Genomic DNA, 20,412 nt, shown 5'->3' with positions numbered 1-20,412 from the left:
GAGCAGACCCGAAGCGGGCCGGCAACGGACCGTGATCGAAAACAGCAGGGACAGCGGATGCGACGCGCGGAACGCCTGTTTCGGATCATCAACGAAATGCGGACCCGTGACGTCATCCGCGGCAGCGAGCTGGCGGAAAGACTCGAAGTCTCCTTAAGCACGATCTACCGCGACATCGCGCATCTCCAGGCCTCCGGCCTTCCCATCGAAGGGGAGGCCGGCATCGGCTACCTGATGCGGCCGGGCTTCGATCTGCCCAACCTGACCTTCACCCACGATCAGATCGATGCGCTTGCGATCGGGCTGGCCTTTGTCGAGCGCACCGGTGATCCGGCACTCGCTGCGGCGGCTCTCGAGGCGCGCGCCAAGATCCAGGCGGGCCTGCCCAGGCCCGAGGAGCGCAAGCTGGCCGATGCGCCCTATTTCAGCCTGCAGATCAGAAACAGCGCCCCGCCCAACGTAAGCCTGATCCGCGAGGCCATTCGCCAGAGGTTTCTGGTCGAATTGGTCTATGAAGACGGAACGGGCAAACAGTCGGAACGCAGCGTGCACCCGCTCGTTCTGTGGAACCTGACCGACGGCTGGATGTTCTCCGCCTGGTGCGAACTCAGGCAGGATTTCCGCACCTTCCGCTTTGATCGCATCGTGAAGCTGGCCGTTACCGACACTCTTTTTGAAGACGAGGACGCGAAGGGGCTCCGCGCCTTCCTGGCGTCCGACACGTGCGAGGTCGGCGGACAATAACCGCCCCTTTCAGCCCGGCCCTTGCCCGGAACCGCTCTAGATCCGGAATTCCGCAACCATGGGGCAATGATCCGAAGCTTTGGGACGGTCCCAGCCCACACGCGGGAAACGAGGAACGTCTTGAGAATTGGGAACGCGGTACGGCATTCCGAAACGGACGATCTCCGGAACGCCGACGATTTTTTCTGAAAGGGCGGGAGACGCGATTATGTAGTCAAGCTGCGTCTTGTGCTTTTCGCCCGCGTAATAGTGGGTCCAGCGCTCTTTTTCAGGCAACAATTCGGCAAGATTCACCCCGAACCCGTCATGCAGCAACGGATCGACTCCGGACTCCTCGGATGTCTCGATGTCCTCGACATGATTTCCGTCTTCATCCAGCCGGCCGCGAACCTTGATGACCTGCCGATAGTCATTCAAATCTCCGACCACGCACCAAAGCGCTGAGCCGGGATCCTCAAACTTTCTATTGATGATCTCACGAACGGTAATAGCTTCGAGTTGGCGCATGCCCATGCTCTTGTCCCGGCCGCCGCCCATGGACTTGAAGTGACAGTTGAAGACAGTCACGGGCGCTTTGCTCAGCACCGCTTCCACGCAGTCCCGTCTGAAGATACGATTACGATTAAGGTCATCGGCTTTCCTCTTTGCCTTGGGAAAGGCTGCAAGCAGTTCTTGTCCCGTAGCCGTGTTGTCGACCCATGCAGGCGTCAGATCGGCATGTGAACGGGTGTACAGGGGCCAATCCGCATGCGCGGCGAAAGCAACATCGATCCCGCGCATGTCATTGGCCTCGTGAAGCACGACATGCCGATAGGATGTCTCGCCCAGCTTTGCGTAATAGGCTGAGAGGAATCTTTCCAGAGCGCGGAAACTGTCCACTTCCTGGAACGCGACAACGTCCGCATTCAATTGCGCAAGTGCCAGCGCGGTATGCTGCCGCTTGTCGTCGTCCTGGGATATGGAAGCGGTTCGGACCAACTGCCTGAAATCATCGAAATCCTCAAGGTCACCGTCGCCATATTCAGCCAGGAATTGAACAATAGGCGCAAGATACCTGGCTTCGCGACTGCCTGGTCCCTTCAGAAATGCATTGAAATCAAACCTGGTAAAAAGATTTTCTAAATTAAAGGTGGCAATACGAAGCTTAACCGGCATAAGAAACGCCTTCCCAGCAAAGACCACAAGCAATGTTTCAAGTATAGCTTGAATCCCGTAAGTCATGCAACCCTGAGAAATGGGCACCGTTTTCTTCAAGCTCAAGGGGAACGCACCCTGACGGGACCGTCTTTCTGCAGGTCCCTGCCTATTGAGGTTGGTACAACTGGTGTCCAGTGCCGCACAGACGGCCAAGGGGCCACGACACATGCCAGGCTCTTCATTTATCCCGGGACGGTCGAAGACGGCACCTGAAACTGCTCGGCCATCTGAGGCTTCAAACAGGCAGTTGCGAGCGTTCTGGGCCCCTGCTCACGCCAGGAGCCCGCCAGTCGGTGCTGATACGCACGCGGGGACCGCGCTGCACGATTGGCTGGACCCTTTCCGCTGTTTCCTGACCGGCACGAACAAGGTGCGGCGCAGGATCCGCACCCTGTTTTCGCTGGCCAGCGCCTTGATCAGGTCGGATCTTGACCTCATTATCATTGTCATATAGCAATATTGCTAAATATCGATAAAGGAACCGGACATGCTTCAGCTCGACAACAGTTTTTCGTTCCGCGGCCAGAGGGTCGCCTGGGGATCCATGGGAGAAGGCGACCCGGTCGTTCTGATCCACGGCTTTCCCTGGTCGGCGCAGGCCTGGCGCCGTATCGCGCCCTGGTTGGCCGGGACCAGCAAAGTGTATTATTTCGACATGCTGGGATTCGGTCAGTCGGAAATGGCCGACGGTCAGAAGGTCGATGAATCGGTCCAGAGCGACCTTCTGGAAGCCCTGATCTCACACTGGGGCCTGAAGCGGCCACGGGTGGTCGGTCATGATTTCGGCGGACTGGCGGCCTTGCGGGGTCATTTCGTCAACGGCATCGACTACGGCAGGCTTCATCTCGTGGATCCGGTCGCCGTCCTGCCGTCCGGGTCGCCCTTCTATGCCCATGTGGCCCATCACGAAGCCGCCTTCGCCGGCCTGCCGGACTATGCCCACGACGCCCTGTTCAAGGCCTATATACAGCAGGCGGCGCATTATCCGCTGCGGAAGGATGCGATGGAGATCTACGCGGCGCCCTGGCGCGGAGACGCAGGCAAGGCCGCCTTCTACAGGCAGATCGCCCAGGCTGATCCGGGCAACATTTCCGAGGCCGAAGCGCGCTACCGGAAACCCGATTTCGACGTTCACCTGATCTGGGGAGAGCATGACACCTTTATCCCGGTCGAACGGGGCGAAAAACTGCGGCGCATGCTGTCCGCGGACAGTTTCACGGTCATACCCGGCGCCGCCCACATCGTCCAGGAGGACGCGCCCGAGGCGCTGCTTGGCGCGTTGCTGCAACATCTTTGAGAGGCTGCCTCCGGATCGACGGAGGTCCCGACCGTGTCACGAAGGAATTGGCATCGGCTCTGACGACGCCGGGAATTCAAGCATCGGATGAGCAAGGCGGACCGGCCACCCGATACGCCGCCCGCCCCGATCCTTGGCCAATCCGCTCGCGATTTTTTCAGAGCGCTTTCAGCTGAGTTCCAGACTCGGCGGCTGGCCGAACTTGCGGCTGTAGTCGCGGCTGAAATGGGTCGGGCTCTCATAACCGACCGCATAGGCGGCTTCCGCAACCGTGTGCTGCCGCGACACCAGCAGGGCCTTTGCCTCGATCAGGCGCAGGTCCTTTTGATATTGCAGCGGTGTGGTTCCCGTGACCGACTTGAAATGCTCGTGAAAGGAGGACGGACTCATGGCCGAGATGCGGGCAAGATCCGTCACGCTGAGCGGTGCCCGGAAGTCCTTTCGCACCTTGCCGATGGCCCTGGCGATCCGGCTGGCATGGCTGTCGGCGATCAGCAGGTTTCGCAACATGCCGCCAATCGGGGAAAGCAGAAGCCGGTAGTGGATTTCGCGCCGGATCGACGGGCCCAGAACCCTCGCGTCCAGGGGCCGGCCCGCGAGTTCCAGATATCTGACGAGCGGAGCCAGCCAGACCGGATCCGCCTGGCGCGTGGTGAGCGAGCGGACGGCAGGCCCATTTGCTGCGGGTGGCAGGGCATCCACCACCTGGTCGTAGAGACTGCGCAACAGCGCAAGGTCAAGTATCAGGACCACCGCGAGATAGGGCTCTTCGGCACTCGCGCGGGTGATCCTGGAGACGACAGGCACATCGTGGCTGATCAGGAGCGCGTCGCCGGGCGCAAGTTCCACGAGCTGGGTTCCGATCGAGGTGACCTTGCTCCCCTGAAGGATCAGGCAGATTGCCGGTTCATAGACAAAGGCTTCGATATCACTGATGCCGTTTCTACAAAAAATGCCGAGGCCGGGCAGGCTTTCAAAATGTTCCGATATGTCAGATCGATAGCTGTTGCTCAGCGCGATGAGATGGGTCAGATCCATGCCGGCCTCCTTACGGGACTGTGTATCAGATACCGGAGGCGGCTGCAGCCAATTGTTCCGCTGTTTGGAGGAATTGGCAGACATGGCGGAGAAGTTGGCAGGCATGGGGAAAAGATCCCGGCTATCTGTTGTTGTCAGGTTCACCGGCGGAGCAGGGAGCGTCTCATGTCGTCCATCCAAAACCAGTTTCTCGATCTCGGCAGTCATCACGCGGTCTATGACGCCATCGATCCCGCAGGCGCCCTGAAAGGCAGCGCGGCGGGCAAGGTCGTTTACATCACCGGCGCCTCGCGCGGGATCGGCCAGGCCACAGCGGTCGCCTTCGCCAGTGCCGGAGCCCGGGCCGTTTACCTGACGGCGCGTTCCGAGGAGGCGCTGAGGGAAACACGGGAGCTGGTCAGACAGGCGAACCCGGAAACGCAGTGCCGCGTTTCCGTCTGCGACGTCACCAGTGCGGCGGAGGTGGAGGCTTCAGTCGATGATTGCGTCTCGGCATTCGGCGGCATTGATCTCGCCGATGCCAATGCCGGTTATCTCGGCAAGTGGACCAAGATCGGTGAAACCGATCCGGAAAGCTGGTGGCACGGTTTCGAGGTGAACCTGCGCGGCGTCTATCACGTGATCCGCTACACGCTGCCCCACCTGATCACCTCTGCCGGCGCGCATGAGGACAAGGCGACCAGCGGCGGTCATCTCATTCTTCTGTCCTCGATCGGCGCACAGCTGCTCATGCCGGGCGCGTCCGACTACCAGACCTCAAAACATGCCATCAACCGGCTGTGCGAATTCGTCGTGACCGATCACGGTGCCGACGGCGTCAAATGCTTTGCCATCCATCCGGGCGGTGTTGCGACGGATCTCGGGCTGACCATGCCGGAGTTCCTTCACGAATACCTCGTCGATGCCCCGGAGCTGGCGGCGGGATTTGCCGTCTGGCTGAGTTCGGGTGCGGCCGACTGGGCCAGAGGACGGTATCTCAGCGCCAACTGGGACGTCGGCGAAATCTGCAAAAACAGGGACCGGATCCTTCAGGATGATCTGTTGGTGAACCGGATGCGAGCGCAGGGGTAACGCGACATGTTCGCGGCGCGCTGCTGTCACGCAAACCCCAGCCAGCCGAAGAGCGGATTTGAGGAATCGCGCAGCAAATTCAGGGCCATTGCGATGCTGGTCAGCACCAGAAGGGGACGTATCACCCGCGCTCCGCCCCGCATGGCGAGCCGGGAGCCGGCGAGCGCGCCCAGTATCTGACCCAGTCCCATGACCAGGCCGATTTTCCACAGCACGGCGCCATGAAGCACGAACACCAGCAGGCCGCCGATGTTCGACGCGAAATTCACGACCTTGGTATGCGCGGTTGCCTTGAGCATGTCGAACCCTGCGAGCGCGACAAATGCCAGCATGAAGAACGACCCCGCCCCCGGGCCGAAGAGCCCGTCGTAAAAAGCGATCGCGGGAATGACCGTGGCGCCGAACACACTGAAGGCGATGCGCCGCCGGCGGTGAACGCCTCCCGGATCGGGTTTGAGGCCGAAATAGATGGCAATGAAGATCAGCAGGAGCGGCAAGGCCCCTTTCAGGATCTCGAGCGGCAGGATCGTGGCGAGACTGGCTCCGAGGACGGCGCCCACGAGCGAAAGGCAGGACATCGGCAACACCGTCCGCACGCGGACATGTCCCTTGCGTCCGTAGGCATAGGCTGCCGATCCCGAACCGAACAGCGCCTGCAATTTTGCCGTCCCCAGGGTTTCGAGCGGCGGCAATCCGGCCAGGAGCAGCGCCGGAATTGCGATCAAGCCTCCCCCTCCCGCGATCGAGTCAATGAACCCGGCCAAAAACGCGGCCACGAAAAGGAGCAGGACAAGTTCAAGGGCTATGTCGGTCAATGAGGGATATCCCGGAAATGGGTGGGGCGGCCCGGGTCAAACGGAGACAGCGTCACGCTGAGCGGTGGACTGCGCCCCGCGTCTTGCGACCTCTCGATGGGGATGTGCCGGATAGCATCCGAGCACTGTTGTTTCGGTGGCAAAGTGAGCCAGTTCTTCGAGCGCGAGTTCGAAGGCCGGATCCTGGCAATGCGCAGCGGCGTCAATCAGAAACTGGGTGTTTTCGAACTGTCCCTCGATCATGTAGCTCTCGATACGGGTCAGGTTCACCTTGTTGGTCGCAAACCCGCCCAGTGCCTTGTAGAGCACGGCGGGAAGATTTCGAACCCTGAACAGGACGGTGCTCATGCATTTTTGCCGCGTGTCGGGCATGACCGGGTCCCGCGCCAGAATGACAAACCGGGTGGTGTTGTCGGTCTCGTCCTCGATGCGCTCCGCGAGAATGGATAATCCTGACCAAGCGTTGAGCGGGGCACATCCTTGAGAATTTCCAGGTTGACATTCTGCGCCCCTGCCTGCCTTTCAACGTCATGACCATCCTCAAGAGCCATTGGCAACTCATCCTGATCACCGCAGTGCTGTTTCTTTTGTGGAACACGGCGATCGCGATCCCGCTCAAGATCCTCGTCGTTTACCTGCACGAGCTGGCCCATGCGCTGGCCGCGATCCTGACCGGCGGCTCCGTCGTCGAGATTTCCCTGTCGCCCTACCAGGGCGGCCATGCCATCACCCGGGGCGGCAGCCGTTTCCTGACATTGACCGCCGGGTATCTCGGCTCCCTGCTGCTCGGCGTGTCCCTGATGATGATCGCGCTGAAAACCAAGGCGGATCGGATTGTCCTGGGAGGGCTCGGCGCCTTCACGCTGGTGGTGACCGCGCTCTATATCCGCGACTGGTTCGCCCTCGCCTTCTGTCTTGGTACCGGTGCCGCCATGCTGGCCGCCGCCCGTTATCTCAGCGTCGAACTCAACGACCTGATCCTGAGGGTGATCGGCCTCGCCAGTATCCTGTACGTGCCCTACGACATCTTCGACGACACCATCCGCCGCTCCGGCATCCGGTCGGATGCCTACATGCTCGCGGAAGAGTATGGCGGCCCGACGATTTTCTGGGGCGGCCTGTGGCTGGCCGCAAGTCTGGCCATCATCTATTACAGCCTGCGCCACGGCCTGGGCGACAACAGCAACCTGGTGTTTCGCAAGCGCAAGCCAGGGCCGTGATCCGCCTCCGGCGTGACCTTCGCCCCAGCGGGCGTTTCACGTCCCGAGATCAGCGCCAAAACCGGGCAACGCAATGCCGGAAGGATGCCGTCCGCGCCAGCCGACGCTGGGTCATAACAGACCTCCGCCGACAAAGATCACTGCAAGACCCGCCATCGTGGAGAGAAGCTTCTGCCAGGCGAGCCGGAAGCCGATGAGGCCGAAGGACACAAGGGCGAGACCGACGCCGATCTTGAGCCCGGCCAGGACCGCGGCAAACGGCGTGTGCGCCAATTCGATCACGGCGGGATTGGCAATCATCGCCAGCGGGATGACATAGAGTCCGATGCCGAGCGCCATCGCGGTCATGGCCACCTTCAGCCAGTTCTCCCCGACCATGCCGGCGGCAATGAAGACCGCGCCGCAGACGGGCGGCGTGATCGTCGAGATCAACGCGAACCAGAACACAAAGAGATGCGCCTGAAGCGGTTCCAGCCCCTGCTGCACCAGCGCGGGACCTGCAACGGAAACGCAAATCACGTAAGCGGCCGTTGTCGGCACCTCCATGCCGAGCACGAGGCAGGCAAGGGCCGTCAGGAACAGCGACGGCCACAGGTATCCGCCGGATCCCGACAGGATCAGCGACGTGATCTTCACGCCGAGGCCCGTGATCGCGAGAACCCCGATGATGATCGAGGCACAGACGATGATGGCGGCGATGACGGAGACCTGGCGCGCCGCGGTCAGCACCGCGTTCTCCATGCGGCGCAGGATTTCGCGCGGATCGAATGTGCCCCTGGCATTGAAGAGCAGGAGAATGAAACCGGCCAGGATCGCGAGACAGGCCGCATATTGCGGCGTGAACCCGGCGATGAACATGCCGTACAGAAGCACCAGGAACGGCACCAGGAAAAACGCCGAGGTGATGAAGACCTGTCTCAGTTCCGGCTGGTCCTCGCGTGCGATCGCGGCAAGATCGAAGCGGCGCGCATAGGCGTTGATGCCGACCCAGACGGCAAAGAAATACAGCACCGCCGGCAACAGGGCCGCTGCCATGATCTGGGTGTAGGGCACCCTTGTCAGCTCCACCATGACGAAGGCGCCGGCCCCCATGAGCGGCGGCATGATCTGTCCGCCGGACGAGGCCACCGCCTCGACCGCGCCCGCAAGACGCTTCGGATAGCCGAGCCTTGTCATGGCCGGCAGGGTAATGGCCCCCGTGGAGGCGACATTCGCCGAGGCGGATCCCGAGATGGAGCCGAACAGCGCCGAGGATAGAACCGAGACCTTGGCCGCGCCCCCTTTCAGACGGCCGGCGGCGGCAGCGGCGACATTCATGAAGCCCTGCCCCGCCTCGCCCGCGTTGAGCACCGCCCCGAAAATCACGAAAATCGCGACCACATTGACGGAAACCCCCGTCAGGCTGCCCCAGATGCCGCCTTCGGCAATCGTCAGAGTTCCGAGAAAACTGGCGATCGGTGTTCCCGAATGGCCGAATTCACCGGGGATGTGCTGCCCGTAAAGGCCATAGGCCAGGGCCAGCGCGGCCACGATGGGCAAAGGCCAGCCAATGGCGCGCCGGGCCCCTTCCAGCACCGTGACCAGCAGAACAATGGCAATGACCAGCTGAAAGTCACCTTCCAGAAACCCGTATTGATCCGACAGCATCGACTGGTTGAGCGCGACCCAGAGGCAGGCCGCGACGCCCGCCGCACACAACAGAGCACCGCTGACACGCTGAGCGATGCTGCCGCCGGCGAACAGGAATATCCAGGGCAATGCCAGCGCCAGGTGCACCGGCCGGCTGACCAGATTGGGAACCAGGCCTGAAAAGATCAGCCCGAGATGAAAGACGACAAGCGTGATGGCCAGAACAAGCATCGCCATGCGCCAATATGGAGTGGGGGCAGCTTCGCCGCGGATCATGATGTGTCGCGTGTCTTGATAGGGAGCAATCGGTGCAGCCGGATCCGGCCACCTGCAAAAATTCCGGCGTGCAGCCCGGTCCAGACCGGAAGCCGCGCGCCGAAGACAATTGAAAAGAAGCTTACTTCTGGGCGTCGGTCAGAGAAATGCCGGCTTCCTCATAATAGCGCACCGCGCCGGGATGGATCTTGCCGGTGATGTTGGCCATCAGACCCTGGTCCACGCCGTTCCACCACGGGGCTTCCTCGCCCATCTTGGCCTTTTCTTCCCAGAACGTCTTGGTCAGCGCATAGGCCGTGTCGTCATCCATGGCGGTGGTCGTGAAGGCCGCGACCGGCAGGGACGTGGTGACGATGTCGGTTTCCTGGCCGGCATAGGTGCCGGCCGGGATGACCAGCTTGGTGCGCTTGGTCTCGGCAATCTGGTCATCGGAAAGAGACAGGACGGAAACCCCGGTCGAGGCGGCGGCCTCGATCACGTTCGGCGCCGGCCAGGAGCCTGCGGTCACGAAGCCGTCGATCTGGCCGTTCTTCAGAGCCGCGACGGCGTTGGAAAGTTCGACCTCGGCAAGATCGACCTTGCCTTCAAGGCCGAACAGCTTGAGATATTTCGCGCCTTCGTTGGCACCGAAGGATCCCTTGCCGAGCAGGATGGTCTTGCCTTCCAGACCGGCAAAGTCGGTCACGCCGCTGTCGGCGGACATCACGAAATGCATGGTCAGCGACGGAATCGGGAACAGCGCCCGGATCTCGTCGAACTTGGGGTCGCCCTTGCCTTCGAACATCGCCTTGCCGCCCTGGGCAAGCGAAACAAGAACGGGAGGCGTCGTGAAGACGTAGTCGCCACCGCGTGCCCGGGCTTCCATCACGTTCTGGACGGAGCCCTGGCTTTCCTCGACGGTCACGATCATCTCGCCATCGCTTCCCGCCTTCACGGCTTCGGCGATCTGCACACCCATCTGATAGTAGGACGAAGTGGATTTGGCGGACTTGTAGGTGATCCGTGTTTCCGCCTGCGCCTGTGTGACACCAAGGGCAAGCGTCAGGGCGAAGCCCAGCTTCAACAGTTTGTTTGACATGTTGTTCTCCCAGAAAGTCTGGAAGACTAAGTCGGGATCGCCGGAGTGGCAACGCGTTTTCGCTCCCATCCGGTACGCTTTTCAGGAAGAAAAAGGCCGCCGGCTGAACCCAGCCGGCGGCCCTGATCGCAGCTCCGCTTACGGGAGATTTATTTGGTTTCTTCGTCTTCGGACGCGGCCTCTGAATCAGCGGCCTCGTCTTCGTTGCCGGCTTCGTCCTCTGCCGCGGCTGTGTCTTCGGCAGCAGCCTCTTCAACGGCGACGGCTTCTTCTTCAGAACCGGTATCCTGGTCGAACACCGAGCCGGCATCCACGTCGGCGGCCTCGTCTTCAACAGGTGCGGACTTCAGGGACCCCAGGTTTGCGAAGACCGCATCCGCGTCGATTTCCTCTTCTTCCTCGCGCTTCACGGGCTGGCTCGGATCGAAGGAGAACGCCGCGGCAATCGCGTCGTCGCTGGTCGATTCCTCGACCGGCATCAGGGTTTCCTCCGCACCGGCGACCGGCTGCGGCAGGTTCTTGGCCGCCTTTTCGACTTCCATGTCGAGTTCCAGCTGGCTGCACAGGCCGAGCGTCACCGGATCGGACGGCGTCAGGTTGGCGGAGTTCCAGTGGGTGCGGTCACGGATGGCCGCGATCGTCGGCTTGGTCGTGCCGACCAGGCGCATGATCTGCGCGTCCTTGAGTTCCGGATGATTGCGCACCAGCCACAGGATGGCATTCGGCCGGTCCTGACGGCGGGAAACAGGTGTGTAGCGCGGGCCTTTGCGCTTGGCCTCGGGAACAACCACTTTCGATCCCTGCAGCTTCAGCTGATAATTCGGATCTTTCTGAGCCTTTTCGACTTCTTCGCGGGTGAGCTGGCCGGTCAGGATCGGGTCGAGCCCCTTGATCCCCTGCGCGGCTTCGCCGTCGGCAATCGCCTTGACCTCAAGCGGGTGCAACTTGCAGAAGCCTGCGATCTGCGTGAAGCTCAGCGCGGTGTTGTCAACGAGCCAGACGGCGGTTGCCTTCGGCATCAGCGGCGTGTTCGCCATCGGATAAATTCCTCTCGTCTGCTCCCTCGCCCGGCGGGGCGAAAAAGCGGTGTTCCGTGTCAGTTTCCTGGGAAGTGGCCGGAATATAGGAGAAATCCGGGCGAAACGCAAATGGGAACGCACAATTTGCGTTCCCGCTGAATTTGCGTGCATTCAATCGTTCACCGACAGAACGATTTTGCCAATATGGCCAGAGCTTTCCATGCGCCGATGCGCCTCGGCGGCCTCACCCAGCGGAAAGGTCGAATCCATCACCGGCCCGATTTTCCCCGATTCGATCAGCGGCCAGACCTTCTCAGACAGGCTGTCGGCAATCGCGGTCTTGAAGGCATCGCTGCGAGGCCGCAGCGTCGATCCGGTATGGGTCAGGCGCTTCACCATGAGCCGGGAAAAATTCACGTTCTCCGCAATGCCGTTCAGAGTGGCGATCTGGCAGATACGCCCCTCGACGGCAGCCGCCTTCCAGTTCCGTTCGACATAGTCACCGCCGACCATGTCGAGGATCACATCGACACCGGCGCCTTCGGTGATCTCCAGAATCACCTTTTCGAACGCCGCCTCCCGGTAGTTGATCACGTGATCCGCCCCGAGCTTCTTCACCGCCTCCGCCTTGTCGTCCGAGCCGACGGTGGTGAACACTTCCGCGCCGAAGGCCCTGGCCAGCTGGATAGCGGTCGTGCCGATCCCCGACGTGCCGCCATGAACCAGGAAACGCTCGCCGCTCTTGAGGCCGACCCGGTCGAAGACATTTGTCCAGACAGTGAAGAAGGTTTCCGGCAGCGCCGCAGCTTCCACCATGGAGAGACCTTGCGGGATCGGCAGGGCATGACCTTCCGGCACCTTGCAGTATTCGGCATAACCACCGCCGGGAGCCAGGGCCGTGACCTGTGCCCCCACCTGGTGGCGCGTACTGCCTTCGCCGCACGCCACCACTTCGCCGGAGACTTCCAGGCCGGGCAGGTCGGAGGCTCCCTTGGGCGGCGGATAGGCCCCCTTGCGCTGCAACACGTCCGGCCGGTTCACACCGGCAGCAACGACACGGATCAGGATTTCCCCCGGTCCCAAATCGGGAATCGGTCTTCGTTCCGCCTTCAGGACGTCCGGCCCGCCGGGCTCCGAAATCGCGACAACCGTCATGCTTTCCGGCAGATTCTGCATGGAGCTCGATCCTTTTTGGTTCATTTTGGGACTGGCTAGGCCAACTGTGCCTGGCCTATGGTGAATCGTCACCTATCTATTTGCCGGAAAGACAGCCGGACAGGCAAGGTGTCCGGACCCGGACTGGCACACGCTTGGAAACGAGACAATGAGCCTATTTGATGATGATGTCCCCAGAAAATCACCGGCCGGCGCGATCACTGTCGGTGAGGACCTGTCGCGTTTGTCCGAGGAAGAGCTGGCGGAACGAATCGAAGCTTTGACTGCGGAAATTAACCGAACCCGGAACGAACTGGAACAACGCGGCACTATTCGCAATGCCGCTGACGCGTTCTTCCAGAAATAGCCTGCAAAATATTGCATATTTCGCAGAAAGCGAGGCGACGCTACGGCACCTGATGTAAACGTGGTAGGTAAAAATTTACTCGTTTACCTCTTATTAATCTTTCCAAAGTATAAATTTAGTTATCCAGTCATCTGGATGTGAGTGGCTCCTGTCCACTCTGTTTGACGCCTCCCTGTTAAAGACTCAGAGCCGCAACCGTGCGGCTCTTTTTTTTGCCTCCACCTCATAGTATCTTGTCAGAGTTCTGGTTAATGGCCGTTTTCGAAACCGTTTGGCACGTGCCTTGCTAGTTATAGGCCATGAAGACCTGCATCGTTCCAAAAAGGAACACCTGCAACGGAGTGACACATTCCGGGACGGGACAAGAAGAGATGCGGGACGATCGGATCTGTAACTGAGGCGTAGCATTCATGACGGAAGACACAAAAAAAGCCGGTGAACCAGTTGGCGCAGTGCATATCGCGCATCACCTCGCCAGCTCGGACAGCTTCCAGACGCTGTTTCAGGAAGGCATGTCGCTGGTCGAGGAGACGGCGATGTATCTGGACGGCGATGGCCGCGAGGAAGCCAAGCAGCTGCCCCGCCCGGCCTCACTGGCCTACGCGACGGAATCCATGCGCCTGACCACCCGGTTGATGCAGCTTGCGTCCTGGCTGCTGCTGCAACGCGCGGTCAATGAGGGCGAGATGTCCCGCGAGCAGGCAGGCAGCGAGAAGAACAAGGTCCGCCTCGACAAGCTTTCAAGCGCGACCGGCGGCCCGTCCTGGAGCGATCTGCCTGAAAGTCTGCGCGCGCTGATCGAACGCTCCACACGTCTCCAGGAGCGCATCGTTCATCTCGACACCATGCTGTACCGCAAGTCCGAGGAACCTGCCGAGGAAGCCACCAACGACAACCCGGTCGCCTCGCAGCTCAACAAGCTGCACGCCGCTTTCGGCAAGTTCGGCTGAACCGGGCAGCAGCCAGCCTCTATTGCATTCGAAAAGCCGCCGCGAGGCGGCTTTTTTGGTATTCGGACGATTGCCGGAGCCCGCATGACCCTCTTGGGAAAAACGGGCGCAAACTGCCGGCTCTTCACATATCCCGCATCCGGTTGGTCTGCTGTGCGAGACGCATCGTCTCGTGCTCTTCAAGGTCCAGGAGCGACTGAAGAAGCTCCTGCGCTTCGGGAATATCTGCCCGTCTGAGCAACTCCCGATAAAGATCGATCGCCTGGTTGTGAACGTTGAACACCGACACGCAGATTTCGTTGAAGTCCATTTCTGCGATGGGCACGCCGTCGCCGCGGCGGAGATCGATCGGCTCGTGTTTCAAATAGTCATACACCCAGGTATTGAGCGCCTTGGTATCGGCCTGCTGCTCGAAACCTTCGATGATTTTCTCCAATGCGGCCTCGTGATCGGCGAGATATGACAGCAGCATCCTGGCCATCTCCTGCTCATGCTGCGCCGAGCCGTCGGCGAAGCGCTCGGCGAGCTGACGGTGCATCAGCCGCGTCCAGTCGATGAGATCGGAAATCGTTTTGACTTTCATGACCTTAATCTCCGAATGGTCCAACTGCGGCTTCTTGTGCCGAAGCCCGTCATCTGAAGGGGTGGTGAGCAGCAAACGCGTGGCGCTCCGGCACCGGAGCGGACCATGGCAAGCTTCCGGCCCGGCGGCAGGGTCACACGTTTCCCAGCATAGGTCAGCCGGGCAGTTTGCAGCAAGTTCGAGCCCGGACCCGCTCGAGGCTTCGAGCATCCGGCCGGCCGCGCGGCGCCCGGAGGGCTCTCCGCACGCTGCGAGGCGCTCAACCACGAAGCAGCTTGGCCGGACCAAACACAAAAAACCCGGCCACAAGGCCGGGTCTTTCGTTTGAAGCTGCCGAGGTCTGGAGCTTTAAGAGCCTAGGAAGCCAGCGAACTTGTTCTTGAAGCGGGACACGCGGCCGCCGCGGTCCATCAGCTGACGGTCACCACCGGTCCATGCCGGGTGGGACGTCGGGTCGATGTCGAGCGTCAGGGTGTCGCCTTCCGCGCCATAGGTGGAGCGGGTGGTGTATTCGGTGCCATCGGTCATGACGACCTTGATGGTGTGGTAGTCGGGATGGATATCCGCTTTCATGGCCGGTCCTTTCAAACGCCGTGCAGCCGTCTTTCCGGGAAAGCCGCTGGCTGGCGCAAAACGAAATGAAGGGCCGCCGATCCGGATGCGGACGCCGCCCTCAGAAACATGAGGCGGGGATATACCCCATGGCCGCGTCCAAGACAAGGGGCATTTTCCTCCCTTTTTGATGCTGTCCAGCACGGGAAATCCGGGACGCCCCGCTGAGCCGCCATCTGCCGGTCTCCACTTGACCAAACCCATTGAGCGTTCCGGTGAACATGTTAAGAGGAACGGGAAACGAGAAGGAGAGCCCAGTGGCCGACGCCCCTGCTTCAGACGCGCAGACCCCGAACGGAAAATCCCGAAAGTCCCTCAGGCCGCTGACCCGCCTGCTGCCCTACCTGATCCGGCACAAGATCATGGTCGGCGCTGCGATCGTCGCCCTGTTTTCCGCGGCCCTGATCACCCTGGTGCTGCCGGCGGCCGTCCGCCGCATGATCGATTACGGGTTCGGCGCCGACGATCCCGCGCTGGTGAACTCCTATTTTGCGGTTCTGATCGTCGTCGTCTGCGCGCTCGCCACCGCCAGTTCCGTCCGTTATTTCCTGGTGATGTGGATCGGCGAGCGCGTCGTGGCCGAAGTCCGCTCGGATGTCTTTGCCCACATGACACGGCTCAGCGCCGCCTTTTACGACAGCGCCAAGTCCGGCGAGATCCTGTCCCGGCTGACCGCGGACACGACCCAGATCAAGGCCGCCTTCGGCGCCAGCGCCTCGCTCGCCATGCGCAACCTGATCATGTTCCTCGGCGCCTCCGTGATGATGGTGGTTACCAGCCCGCGCCTGTCGGTGATCGTCCTGGCCGCGATTCCGGTCATTCTCGTTCCCATTCTGGGGTTCGGCCGCCAGGTGCGCAAGCGCTCGCGCTTTGCCCAGGACACGCTGGCGGACGCGTCCGCCTATGCCAGCGAGATGCTCGGCTCGGTCAAGACCTTGCAGGCCTTCACCCATGAGGAGCGCAGCGCCGGCCGCTACGGCGCGTCTGTCGAGGCGGCGTTCCAGGCGGCGCGCAAGGCCATCATGGCACGCGCGGCCCTCACCGGGTTTGCCATCATGGTGATCGGTGCCAGCATCGTCGCCGTTCTGTGGATCGGCGCCAGCGACGTTTTCGCCGGCCGCATCACCGGCGGCGAACTCAGCCAGTTCCTGCTCTATTCCATCCTGGCCGCCGGCTCCCTGGCCGCCCTGTCCGAAGTCTGGGGAGAGCTCTCCCAGGCGGCGGGGGCTGCCGAGCGCCTGTCCGAACTTCTGGACATCGAGCCGGAAATCGATGCCCCGGCGAACCCGGTCGCACTGCCGGAGACGCCCCGCGGTGCCATTGCCTTCGACAAGGTCTCCTTTGCCTATCGCAATGCCGAGCACATGCCGGTGGTCCGCGACCTGGACCTGACCGTCGCACCGGGCGAGACCGTTGCCGTGGTCGGCCCGTCGGGGGCCGGCAAGTCGACCCTGTTCAGCCTGCTGATGCGGTTTTACGATCCGGTCTCCGGCACCATTCGCCTCAATGGCGTCGACCTGACCGCCCTCGATCCGCGCGACTTGCGCCGGCACATCGCGCTGGTTCCACAGGACACCGCGATCTTCGGCACCAGCATTGCCGAAAACATCGCCTATGGCCGCCCCGAGGCGAGCCGCGAGGACGTGATGTCGGCTGCGAAGGCCGCACATGCGGCCTCCTTCATCGAGACCATGACGGACGGCTATGACACACTGGTGGGTGAGCGCGGCGTGACACTCTCCGGCGGCCAGCGACAGCGTATCGCCATTGCCCGCGCTGTCCTGAAGGACGCCCCCGTCCTGCTGCTGGACGAGGCCACCAGCGCCCTTGACGCGGAAAGCGAACGGCTCGTGCAGACGGCCCTCGACCAGTTGATGGAAGGCCGCACCACGCTCGTCATCGCCCACCGCCTGGCAACCGTGCTGAAAGCCGACCGGATCGTTGTGATGGAGGACGGCCGCGTCGTCGAAACCGGCACCCACGCCGAACTCAGCGCCGCCGGCGGCCTCTACGCCAAGCTCGCAAGCCTGCAGTTCGGCGCTGAAAAGGAAGCCGCTGCGGTTTAGGGGGGCTCTATCGTGGACGGCTCATCAGATTTTAGCATCATCATGCCGACTGCTGTCCGGTTGAAACGACAGTGGTTTCGGCAAGATACTGGAACGACTTGTCTATCTGCGGTGAACGGCTTGCCGAACATGAGACAGATACGCCGCTTGCTGTTGTCTCCCCCCTTGCGGGGGAGATGTCCGGGAACCGGACAGAGGGGGGTGAAGCGGTTGCCGTAAAGTCGGAAATGCCGGTTGATTTGGATAGGGTGACACCCCCCTCTGTCTCTTGAAAGAGACATCTCCCCCGCAAGGGGGGAGAGGGGCGCAAGTGGTCTGGTCTGAAATCTCATTGGAGAGGCTTCCTTAACCGGACACCAGTGGGTCAAGCCCTGCAATGACATTCATATTGAAAGAAGCTGGAGAAGCCTTAGGGACAGCGCGAACACCGTCCCTGCATCAAAGCTGACTTCAAACGTCGTCGGGAACCGCAACGGTGTAGTTGAGCGGCATGCGGCCGCCGTCGGCGAAGATGGTCTGGCCGGTGACGTAGCTGGAATCGCTGGACGCCAGGAACGCGGCAACGCCTGCAATCTCGGACGGCTCACCGATGCGCAGCATCGGGGTGCGCGACATGATCCGGTTCTTCGCGGCCGGATCGGAATTCACCGACGCCAGCATTTCCGTCATGATCGAGCCCGGGCCGATGGCATTGACGCGAATGCCGTACTGGGCAAGCGACAGCGCCGCCGTCTTGGTCAGCTGGGTGATGCCGCCCTTGGAAACGCAGTAGGGGATCTGGTTGGGGATCGCCAGCACGGAATTGACCGAGGACATGTTGATGATGCAGCCCGGCTCGCCGCCGCCTTGCACCTTTTCAACCATGTGCCGTGCGACCGCCTGGGCGCACAGGAAGGCGCCCTTGAGGTTGATCGCCAGGACCCGTTCGAAATCGTCCTCCTCAAGGTCGAGGAATTCTGCGCCGACCACGATCCCGGCGTTGTTGACCAGGATATCGATGTCGCCATAGGCATTCAGGGTCTCGGCCACGAGATTGCGCACGTCCAGACGCTCGGCGACGTTGCAATGGATGTACATTGCCTCGCCCTGGCTTTTCAGATCTTCCGCCGCGGCTTCGCCGGCATCGTCATCGACGTCGGCAATCACGACCTTTGCACCATCGGCGACGAAACGCTTGGCAACGGCAAACCCGATACCCCGGGCTGCACCGGTGATGATGGCGACCTTATTCTCCAAAGACACGGAAACCTCACGGCTGCTAGAGTAATCAACGCCGCGCAAAAAGGCGCGGGCCGCGCTGCGGCGGCCCGACCATAAGTGTCAAAATGAGTGCTGTCGATGGCCCTTGTCGGCCTCCAGCAACGTCAATCGCTCCACTCAGGTGGAAATCCCATGTGTTTTCAAAGCGTCGCTGATTTCATCCAGAATTGCCGGATCATCGATCGTGGCCGGCATCTTGTAGCTCTCGCCATCGGCAATCTGACGCATGGTGCCGCGCAGGATCTTGCCGGACCGGGTTTTCGGCAGGCGTTCGACCGTGATCGCGATCTTGAAGGCGGCCACAGGGCCGATCTTCTCGCGCACCAGTTTCACCAGCTCTTTCTCGATCTCGTCATGCGGGCGTTCCACGCCCGCTTTCAGCACGACGAACCCGCAGGGAAGCTGGCCCTTCAGCTTGTCGGCGATGCCGATCACCGCGCATTCGGCAACATCTTGATGGGTTGCCAGAACCTCCTCCATGCCACCGGTCGACAGGCGGTGGCCGGCGACATTGATGATGTCGTCGGTGCGCGCCATGATCGACAGGTAGCCGTCATCATCGATCACGCCCGCATCCGCGGTTTTGTAATAGCCCGGGAATTCGGCGAGATAGGCGTCGAAGAAGCGCTTGTCCGCATTCCAGAGCGTCGGCAGACAGCCCGGCGGCATCGGCAGCTTGACCACGATGTTGCCAAGGGTGTTGGGCCCCAGCGGATGACCGGCATCGTCGAGCACCTGAACATCGTAGCCGGGCATCGGCACCGTCGGCGAACCGGGTTTCACCGGCAACTGGCCAAGGCCGAGCGGATTGCCGACGATGCACCAGCCGGTCTCGGTCTGCCACCAGTGGTCGATCACCGGCACCTGCAACTGGTCGATCGCCCAGTTGACCGTTTCCGGATCGGCGCGTTCACCGGCCAGGAACAGCGAGCGGTACTGGGAAAGATCGTATTTCTGGATCAGTTCGCCGTTGGGATCTTCCTTGCGGATCGCGCGGAAGGCCGTCGGCGCGGTGAACAGTGAAACCACGTTGTGATCCGAGATCACCCGCCAGAACGTGCCGGCGTCGGGCGTGCCGACCGGCTTGCCCTCGAACACGATCGTGGTGCAGCCATGCAGCAGCGGCGCGTAACAGATATAGGAATGGCCGACCACCCAGCCGACATCCGACGCCGCCCAGAACACCTCGCCCGGCTCGACGTCGTAGAGGTTCTTCATCGACCATTTCAGGCTGACCATGTGGCCGCCATTGTCGCGCACCACACCCTTTGGCTGCCCCGTCGTGCCGGAGGTGTAGAGAATATAGAGCGGGTCGGTCGCCTTGACGGGGACCGGCGCAATCCGGCGGCCGGCCGCTACGGCAGCCTCGACCAGGCTGCCGAGGTCCTGATCACGTTCGTTTTGAAGGTCCGCCGCCAGTTCCTCGCGTTGAAACACCAGGCAGCTGTCCGGCTTGTGGGACGACAGTTCGATCGCCTGGTCCAGAAGCGGCTTGTAGGCAATGACCCGGCCCGGTTCCAGGCCGCAGGAGGCGGCGATGATCGCCTTGGGCGTCGCGTCGTCGATCCGGGTGGCCAGCTCGTTGGCGGCAAAGCCGCCGAACACGACCGAGTGGATCACGCCGAGGCGCGCGCAGGCCAGCATGGCCATCACCGCCTGCGGGATCATCGGCATGTAGATGATGGCGCGATCGCCCTTCTCCAGGCCATGGTCGGCAAGCACGCAGGCAAAGGCCTCGACCTCCTCCAGCAGTTCCGCATAGGTATAGGTCGCTGTCTTGCCGGTGATCGGGCTGTCATAGATCAGCGCCGGCTGGCCCGGCCGCCCGCGCTCCACATGCCGGTCGAGACAGTTGTAGCAGGTGTTGCATTCCCAGTCGGGAAACCAGCGGCCGTACTGGCCCTGGTCCGGATCGAACACCTCGTCGGTCGTCGAGACCCAGTCGATCTCGTTCGCCGCCGTCTTCCAGAACCCGAGCGGATCGTCTTTCCAGCCCTGATAGACCTCGTGATACCGGCTTGCCATGATGCGTCCT

At 61.7% G+C, this 20,412-nt stretch carries 18 protein-coding genes and 1 pseudogene; 7 read left to right on the top strand and 12 right to left on the bottom strand.

Translation table 11 applies throughout. The annotated features are described in order from the left end of the window. Positions 1-57 precede the first annotated feature (57 nt). Positions 58-744 carry a helix-turn-helix transcriptional regulator gene (locus O6760_RS11895; RefSeq protein WP_269585572.1) on the top strand — a complete coding sequence of 229 codons (687 nt, stop codon included), beginning with the start codon at positions 58-60 and terminating at the stop codon, positions 742-744. Positions 745-780: 36 nt separating this feature from the next. Here O6760_RS11895 and O6760_RS11890 read toward each other — a convergent pair whose 3' ends face one another. Then, a complete protein-coding gene (locus O6760_RS11890; protein ID WP_269585571.1) occupies positions 781-2,004 on the bottom strand; it encodes an endonuclease/exonuclease/phosphatase family protein in 1,224 nt (407 codons plus the stop codon). Positions 2,005-2,428: 424 nt separating this feature from the next. Between O6760_RS11890 and O6760_RS11885 the strand changes: the two genes are divergently transcribed. After that, the gene (locus O6760_RS11885; RefSeq protein ID WP_269585570.1) at positions 2,429-3,238 is read left to right on the top strand and encodes an alpha/beta fold hydrolase; all 810 of its coding nucleotides are present in this window, start codon (positions 2,429-2,431) and stop codon (positions 3,236-3,238) included. A 168-nt stretch (positions 3,239-3,406) separates the two neighbouring features. Here the strand turns inward: O6760_RS11885 and O6760_RS11880 are convergent, their stop codons facing one another. Then, on the bottom strand, positions 3,407-4,276 hold the full coding sequence (locus O6760_RS11880) for an AraC family transcriptional regulator (protein WP_269585569.1): 870 nt from the start codon (positions 4,274-4,276) through the stop codon (positions 3,407-3,409). Positions 4,277-4,441: 165 nt separating this feature from the next. Between O6760_RS11880 and O6760_RS11875 the strand changes: the two genes are divergently transcribed. Further along, positions 4,442-5,347 carry an SDR family NAD(P)-dependent oxidoreductase gene (locus O6760_RS11875; protein WP_269585568.1) on the top strand — a complete coding sequence of 302 codons (906 nt, stop codon included), beginning with the start codon at positions 4,442-4,444 and terminating at the stop codon, positions 5,345-5,347. Between the two features lie 26 nt (positions 5,348-5,373). Here O6760_RS11875 and O6760_RS11870 read toward each other — a convergent pair whose 3' ends face one another. Both O6760_RS11870 and O6760_RS11865 read right to left on the bottom strand, forming a co-directional pair. After that, the gene (locus O6760_RS11870) at positions 5,374-6,162 is read right to left on the bottom strand and encodes a TSUP family transporter (RefSeq protein WP_269585567.1); all 789 of its coding nucleotides are present in this window, start codon (positions 6,160-6,162) and stop codon (positions 5,374-5,376) included. A gap of 36 nt (positions 6,163-6,198) precedes the next feature. Next, on the bottom strand, positions 6,199-6,534 hold the full coding sequence (locus O6760_RS11865) for a hypothetical protein (RefSeq protein WP_269585566.1): 336 nt from the start codon (positions 6,532-6,534) through the stop codon (positions 6,199-6,201). Between the two features lie 158 nt (positions 6,535-6,692). Between O6760_RS11865 and O6760_RS11860 the strand changes: the two genes are divergently transcribed. Beyond that, a complete protein-coding gene (locus tag O6760_RS11860; protein ID WP_269585565.1) occupies positions 6,693-7,382 on the top strand; it encodes a M50 family metallopeptidase in 690 nt (229 codons plus the stop codon). A gap of 111 nt (positions 7,383-7,493) precedes the next feature. On the opposite strand, the gene O6760_RS11855 is transcribed toward O6760_RS11860, so the two are convergent. From O6760_RS11855 to O6760_RS11840, 4 genes and pseudogenes are all read right to left on the bottom strand, one after another. Then, complete coding sequence (locus O6760_RS11855) at positions 7,494-9,287, bottom strand: TRAP transporter permease (RefSeq protein WP_269585564.1); 1,794 nt, start codon at positions 9,285-9,287, stop codon at positions 7,494-7,496. A 121-nt stretch (positions 9,288-9,408) separates the two neighbouring features. Then, a complete protein-coding gene (locus O6760_RS11850) occupies positions 9,409-10,365 on the bottom strand; it encodes a TAXI family TRAP transporter solute-binding subunit (RefSeq protein WP_269585563.1) in 957 nt (318 codons plus the stop codon). 341 nt (positions 10,366-10,706) lie between these two features. Beyond that, positions 10,707-11,402 (bottom strand): annotated as a pseudogene (locus O6760_RS11845) (DUF1013 domain-containing protein); the annotation flags it as partial. Between the two features lie 153 nt (positions 11,403-11,555). Beyond that, entirely contained in the window at positions 11,556-12,560 is a 1,005-nt protein-coding gene (locus O6760_RS11840) for an NAD(P)H-quinone oxidoreductase (protein ID WP_269585562.1), read from the bottom strand. Between the two features lie 148 nt (positions 12,561-12,708). Here O6760_RS11840 and O6760_RS11835 point away from each other — a divergent pair, with 148 nt between their 5' ends. Continuing rightward, positions 12,709-12,906 (top strand): DUF1192 domain-containing protein, encoded by a 198-nt coding sequence (locus O6760_RS11835; protein ID WP_269585561.1) that lies wholly within the window; start codon positions 12,709-12,711, stop codon positions 12,904-12,906. Between the two features lie 410 nt (positions 12,907-13,316). Next, positions 13,317-13,856, top strand: a complete 540-nt coding sequence (rcdA, locus tag O6760_RS11830) for a protease adaptor protein RcdA (RefSeq protein ID WP_269585560.1) — start codon at positions 13,317-13,319, stop codon at positions 13,854-13,856. Positions 13,857-13,980: 124 nt separating this feature from the next. On the opposite strand, the gene O6760_RS11825 is transcribed toward rcdA, so the two are convergent. Beyond that, positions 13,981-14,514, bottom strand: coding sequence for a hypothetical protein (locus O6760_RS11825; protein WP_269585559.1), 534 nt, complete (start codon positions 14,512-14,514; stop codon positions 13,981-13,983). Positions 14,515-14,787: 273 nt separating this feature from the next. Continuing rightward, positions 14,788-15,012 (bottom strand): 50S ribosomal protein L31, encoded by a 225-nt coding sequence (gene rpmE / locus O6760_RS11820; RefSeq protein WP_006932159.1) that lies wholly within the window; start codon positions 15,010-15,012, stop codon positions 14,788-14,790. 296 nt (positions 15,013-15,308) lie between these two features. On the opposite strand from rpmE, the gene O6760_RS11815 reads away from it, so the two are divergent. Continuing rightward, positions 15,309-17,117 carry an ABC transporter transmembrane domain-containing protein gene (locus O6760_RS11815; protein WP_442969872.1) on the top strand — a complete coding sequence of 603 codons (1,809 nt, stop codon included), beginning with the start codon at positions 15,309-15,311 and terminating at the stop codon, positions 17,115-17,117. Positions 17,118-17,567: 450 nt separating this feature from the next. Here the strand turns inward: O6760_RS11815 and O6760_RS11810 are convergent, their stop codons facing one another. Then, positions 17,568-18,359: an SDR family NAD(P)-dependent oxidoreductase gene (locus tag O6760_RS11810; protein ID WP_269585558.1), complete on the bottom strand. Its 792-nt coding sequence runs from the start codon at positions 18,357-18,359 to the stop codon at positions 17,568-17,570. Positions 18,360-18,494: 135 nt separating this feature from the next. After that, the gene (locus tag O6760_RS11805; protein WP_269585557.1) at positions 18,495-20,402 is read right to left on the bottom strand and encodes a propionyl-CoA synthetase; all 1,908 of its coding nucleotides are present in this window, start codon (positions 20,400-20,402) and stop codon (positions 18,495-18,497) included. Positions 20,403-20,412: the final 10 nt, after the last annotated feature.

The sequence above is a fragment of the Roseibium sp. Sym1 genome, from assembly GCF_027359675.1.
GTDB lineage: Bacteria > Pseudomonadota > Alphaproteobacteria > Rhizobiales > Stappiaceae > Roseibium.
Note: the sequence above shows the minus strand (reverse complement) of the source record. Positions and strands in the feature narration are given on the sequence as shown.

Bases quoted from the DNA above. Each gene is read 5' to 3' on its own strand.
- O6760_RS11895 (WP_269585572.1), top strand. From the start codon at position 58: ATGCGACGCGCGGAACGCCTGTTTCGGATCATCAACGAAATGCGGACC.
- O6760_RS11885 (WP_269585570.1), top strand. From the start codon at position 2,429: ATGCTTCAGCTCGACAACAGTTTTTCGTTCCGCGGCCAGAGGGTCGCC.
- O6760_RS11880 (WP_269585569.1), bottom strand. From the start codon at position 4,276: ATGGATCTGACCCATCTCATCGCGCTGAGCAACAGCTATCGATCTGAC.
- O6760_RS11875 (WP_269585568.1), top strand. From the start codon at position 4,442: ATGTCGTCCATCCAAAACCAGTTTCTCGATCTCGGCAGTCATCACGCG.
- O6760_RS11865 (WP_269585566.1), bottom strand. From the start codon at position 6,534: ATGCCCGACACGCGGCAAAAATGCATGAGCACCGTCCTGTTCAGGGTT.
- O6760_RS11860 (WP_269585565.1), top strand. From the start codon at position 6,693: ATGACCATCCTCAAGAGCCATTGGCAACTCATCCTGATCACCGCAGTG.
- O6760_RS11855 (WP_269585564.1), bottom strand. From the start codon at position 9,287: ATGATCCGCGGCGAAGCTGCCCCCACTCCATATTGGCGCATGGCGATG.
- O6760_RS11850 (WP_269585563.1), bottom strand. From the start codon at position 10,365: ATGTCAAACAAACTGTTGAAGCTGGGCTTCGCCCTGACGCTTGCCCTT.
- O6760_RS11840 (WP_269585562.1), bottom strand. From the start codon at position 12,560: ATGCAGAATCTGCCGGAAAGCATGACGGTTGTCGCGATTTCGGAGCCC.
- O6760_RS11835 (WP_269585561.1), top strand. From the start codon at position 12,709: ATGAGCCTATTTGATGATGATGTCCCCAGAAAATCACCGGCCGGCGCG.
- rcdA (WP_269585560.1), top strand. From the start codon at position 13,317: ATGACGGAAGACACAAAAAAAGCCGGTGAACCAGTTGGCGCAGTGCAT.
- rpmE (WP_006932159.1), bottom strand. From the start codon at position 15,012: ATGAAAGCGGATATCCATCCCGACTACCACACCATCAAGGTCGTCATG.
- O6760_RS11805 (WP_269585557.1), bottom strand. From the start codon at position 20,402: ATGGCAAGCCGGTATCACGAGGTCTATCAGGGCTGGAAAGACGATCCG.